At 63.9% G+C, this 4,051-nt stretch carries 2 protein-coding genes and 2 pseudogenes; 3 read left to right on the forward strand and 1 reads right to left on the reverse strand.

The features are described from left to right. The first annotated feature begins 139 nt into the window (after positions 1-139). Together tnpC and EJ105_RS27380 are read left to right on the forward strand one after the other, a co-directional pair. A complete protein-coding gene (gene tnpC, locus EJ105_RS27375) occupies positions 140-1,675 on the forward strand; it encodes an IS66 family transposase (protein WP_250168848.1) in 1,536 nt (511 codons plus the stop codon). A gap of 99 nt (positions 1,676-1,774) precedes the next feature. Then, positions 1,775-2,020 (forward strand): annotated as a pseudogene (locus tag EJ105_RS27380) (integrase core domain-containing protein); the annotation flags it as partial. Between the two features lie 81 nt (positions 2,021-2,101). Here the strand turns inward: EJ105_RS27380 and EJ105_RS27385 are convergent. Then, complete coding sequence (locus EJ105_RS27385) at positions 2,102-3,004, reverse strand: LysR family transcriptional regulator (protein ID WP_250168847.1); 903 nt, start codon at positions 3,002-3,004, stop codon at positions 2,102-2,104. 158 nt (positions 3,005-3,162) lie between these two features. Here EJ105_RS27385 and EJ105_RS28160 point away from each other — a divergent pair. After that, positions 3,163-3,776: pseudogene (locus EJ105_RS28160) on the forward strand (IS630 family transposase); the annotation flags it as partial. Between the last annotated feature and the right edge of the window lie 275 nt (positions 3,777-4,051).

A 4,051-nucleotide genomic window follows, 5' to 3' on the forward strand; every position in this document is an offset into this window, starting at 1 on the left:
GCGCTGGGCCATCGATCCCCCGCCGAGTTTGCCGCAACAATCGCACTGGAAACCGTGGCCGCCTGAGGCCACAAATCAACCGGCGGACTCTCTCCTCAACTGGAGGAGAAATGGGGCTCACGTCACCGCCGCCCACGCGATGATCCTCGCGGAGCGGGAGGCGCGGCTGGCCGTGGAGCGGGTGCAGGCGGGCGAGCGCCTGCTCATCGAGAAGCTCCGCTTGGAGATCGCCCGCCTTCGTCGACTGGCCTTCGGCACCTCCTCCGAACGGGGCCGCAAGCTCGAGCAACTGGAGCTGATGCTTGAGGACGCCGAGGAGACCCTTGCGGCGGCAGAGATCGCGGCACAGGTGGCGGTAGCCGCCGTAGATCCTTCCAGGAACGAGGCCCGCGAGCGGCGCCGGCCGATGCGCGGTCCGCTGCCGGAGCATCTGCCGCGTGAGCGAGTGGTCGTCCCGGGACCATCCGTCTGCCCGTGCTGCGGCGGGGCTCGGCTGTCGAAACTGGGAGAGGACGTCACCGAGACGCTTGAGCGGATCCTGGCGCGTTGGTTCGTCGTCCAGCACGTGCGCGAGAGGTTCTCCTGCCGCGCCTGCGAGGCGATTGCCCGGGCGCCGGCCCCGTTCCATCCGATCGCCCGTGGCCGGGCCGGGCCGAACCTGCTGGCCGAGATCATCACCGCGAAGTACGCCATGCACCTGCCGCTCCACCGGCAGGGCGAACGCTACGCCCGCGAGGGTGTGGCCCTGACCGACAGCACGCTGGCCGACTGGGTCGGCGCCGTCACCGTCTCGCTCGCACCCCTGGTGGAGCGGATCGAGGCGCATGTGCGTGCCGCCGAACGCATCCACATCGACGACACGCCGGTCCCGGTCCTGGCGAAAAGCAAGACCCGCACCGGACATCTGTGGGCCGTGGTGCGCGACGACCGCCCCTTCGCCGGTGCCGCGGCTCCCGCCGCCGCATACTTCTACTCGGCCACGCGCTCGGGCGAGCACGTCGAGGCCTGGCTCAACCGCTATGCCGGCCCGATGCAGTGCGATGCCTTCGCCGGCTACAACCGGCTCTACGACCCCAGCCGCAAGCCCGGCCCGATCCTCGAGGTGGGGTGTTGGGCGCATGCGAGGCGCAAGTTCTTCGAACTCGCCGATCTCAAGCGAGCCCCCATGGCGGCAGCGATCGTGAAGGCGATCGACACCATCTTCGAGATCGAGCGTGAGATCAACGGCAGGCCTCCCGACGAGCGGCTCCGCGTCCGGCAGGATCGCAGTCGCCCTCTGGTCGCCGACCTGGAGGCCCGGCTTCGCGCCGACCGCGCCAGGCTGTCCTCCAAAAGCGATACCGCCAGGGCGATCGACTACATGCTGAAGCGCTGGCCGGCCTTTGCCCGGTTCCTGGACGACGGACGCCTCTGCCTCTCGAACAATGCGGCCGAGCGCGCCGTACGCGGTATCGCCCTCGGCCGCAAAAACTGGACCTTCGCCGGATCCGACGCCAGCGGACGCCGTGCTGCTGCCATGTACCCCCTGATCGAGACCGCGAAGCTCAACGACGTCGACCCGAGGGCCTGGCTCGCCGCTGTCCTCGCCCGCCTGCCCGGCCATCCCGCCCGGGCCATCGACGAACTGCTACCCTCGAACTGGAAAGCCGCAGATCACCTGAAGAATGCCGCCTGAGCCACGCCCGCGCGACACCTTATCCCGCGGCCTTCGCCGGATGCGTACCCCACAACTGCCGATCACGCGCCAATGCGCCCTGGTCGGGATCAGCTGCACGCCGGCGTGCGGATTTCCATGGATGACCGCGGCCGGTGGATGGACAACGTGTTCATCGAGCGCCTTTAGCGGTCGCTGAAATACGAGTGCATCTACCTCAACGCCTTCGAGACCGGTTCCGAGACGCGGGCCGGGATCGGCCGATGGATCACCTACTACAATCGCACGAGGCCCCACTCGGCTCTCGGCGACAGAACGCCGGAGGAGGTCCACATGGCCTGCGACGGCATCAACATGGCGGCGTGACACACACACCAGAACCAAGCTTAGCGAAGCCGCCAAACTGTCCGCCAATGCGGGACCACCTCAGAGGTGTGGTTGCTAGCGCTAAGTCTGTCCGAAGAAATTCGGGTGGGCTGCGACAACGCTTCGAATGTGATTCCATACATTGCGGATGCGTCCAATTCGGAACAGATCCTCAGGTGCCGCAATCCAGAGCGTTCGCGTGATGAGTGGTTCCCCCGGAAAGATGCTGACCAAGTCGTCTTCTTCGCCCGCTACGAACCTTGCTAGAAGCACCAAGCCGAGCCCGGACGCCGCAGCCGTTCGTTGAGCGAGCACGCTCGTCGAGCTGAACACCCGCCTAGGCGAAGGCTGGACCAGTTCGGACAGGAACTGATACTGCATACTCACATGGCCATCATGGACGTAGTCAATGAAAGAATGAGCCCCCAGATCCTCTATCGAACGAATGGTGGGGTGAGATGCCAAGTAACTGGGAGATCCGAAGAGGAAGTAGTTGACCGTGCCCAGCTTTGATACGATGTAGCGACCAACCGTCGGCCGTTCCATGGTCACAAGAAGCTCCACTTCGCGGCTGCTCAGGCTCGGAAATTGCGGCTGAGCTATCAATTCCACGTGCAGGTTCGGGTGTTGTGCGTAAAGGCTGGCCAAGCTGGGCGACAGGAACTTGATGCCAAAGGCTTCGGGCGTGCCAACGCGAACTGTGCCGACAACGCTATCGGTATAGCCGCTGCTCTCTTCCATCGCACTGAGCACAGCAGCCTCAATTTTTTCGGCGTGCGGCACCAAAGCCCGCCCTGCGTCGGTGAGGAGATAACCATTCCGTTGCCTGTCGAAAAGCACCGTTTTCAAATTAGCTTCGAGCTTGTCTATACGACGGGACACAGTCGAATGCTGGACGCCAAGCTTCACTCCAGTCAATGAAATCTTACCGCTACGCGCCAACTCAAGGAAATACCTCAGATCATTCCATTCCGGTGCTTTCACGATGCCTAATCCCTGCTTTACCCTCTAACTAGGGTAGTGCGTTTTTTGGTGCAGTTCAAAGTGCTTAGAGCGGTAGCCGATCATTTTGAATCGACTGGGCTTTTCAAATCAGGCCCGAGCTATTTCAAGCTTCCTGCCGGAGCTGGAGGCCGGCAGGCATGGTCAAGGCGTTGTCGCTCGATCTTCGGGTCCGTGTTCTCGCCGCGGTGGGGGTGGCATGAGCCACCGCGCGGCGGCTGAGGCGTTCGCCGGTCAACCCGGCAAGCGTGAGCCGATGGCGGCAGCTGTCCCGTGAGACGGGGGCCGCGCCAAGGGGGCCGGAGGCGACAACCATTCCCATCATGTGGAAGCTCACAGGGACCTGATCCTGAGCCTTCTGAAGGAGACGCCCGACCTCACCACCGAGGAACTGCGCCGCCTTCTGGCGGAACGGGGGATCGGCGTCGGCTATGGCACGGTCCGGCGCTTCTTCGCCCGCCACGCCATAACGCACAAAAAAGACTGCCCACGCGGCCGAGCAGGACAGGGCAGACATCCTGAAGCAACGCCGGGTCTGGTTCGAGGCGCAGCTCGACCTCTATCCGGACCGGCTCGTCTTCATCGACGAAACCTGGGCCTCCACCAACATGGCCCGCCGCCATGGCCTTGCCGGCGCGGACATCGCTTGCGGGCGTTCGTCCCGCACGGTCACTGCAAGACCACTACCTTAATCGCCGGATTGCGCTGTACCGGCATGGTGGCACCGATGGTTCTGGACGACCGTCTGACCCGCTCGCTCAGTGACTTCGCCAAGATCGTCGAGGTGGCGGAGGCGCATCGTCCGGGTATGGACAGATCCTGGCCTATCGTTGAGGGACCATACCCCCTGTCTGTTGAAGCTGTGAGAGAGTGTTGGTGCGGATACGGATCATGTCGGGAAGCTGATCTTCCCCCGAAAAAGTGGACGGGGTTAAGCCGCTCTGCGTTCCATCTCGGCCGGGCTGATGTAGCCGAGGGCGGAGTGCAGGCGGCGGGAATTGTAGAAGCCCTCGATGTATCCGAACAGGT

The sequence above is a fragment of the Xanthobacter aminoxidans genome (assembly GCF_023571765.1).
GTDB classification, from domain to species: Bacteria; Pseudomonadota; Alphaproteobacteria; order Rhizobiales; family Xanthobacteraceae; genus Xanthobacter; species Xanthobacter aminoxidans.

Bases quoted from the DNA above. Each gene is read 5' to 3' on its own strand.
- tnpC (WP_250168848.1), top strand. From the start codon at position 140: ATGATCCTCGCGGAGCGGGAGGCGCGGCTGGCCGTGGAGCGGGTGCAG.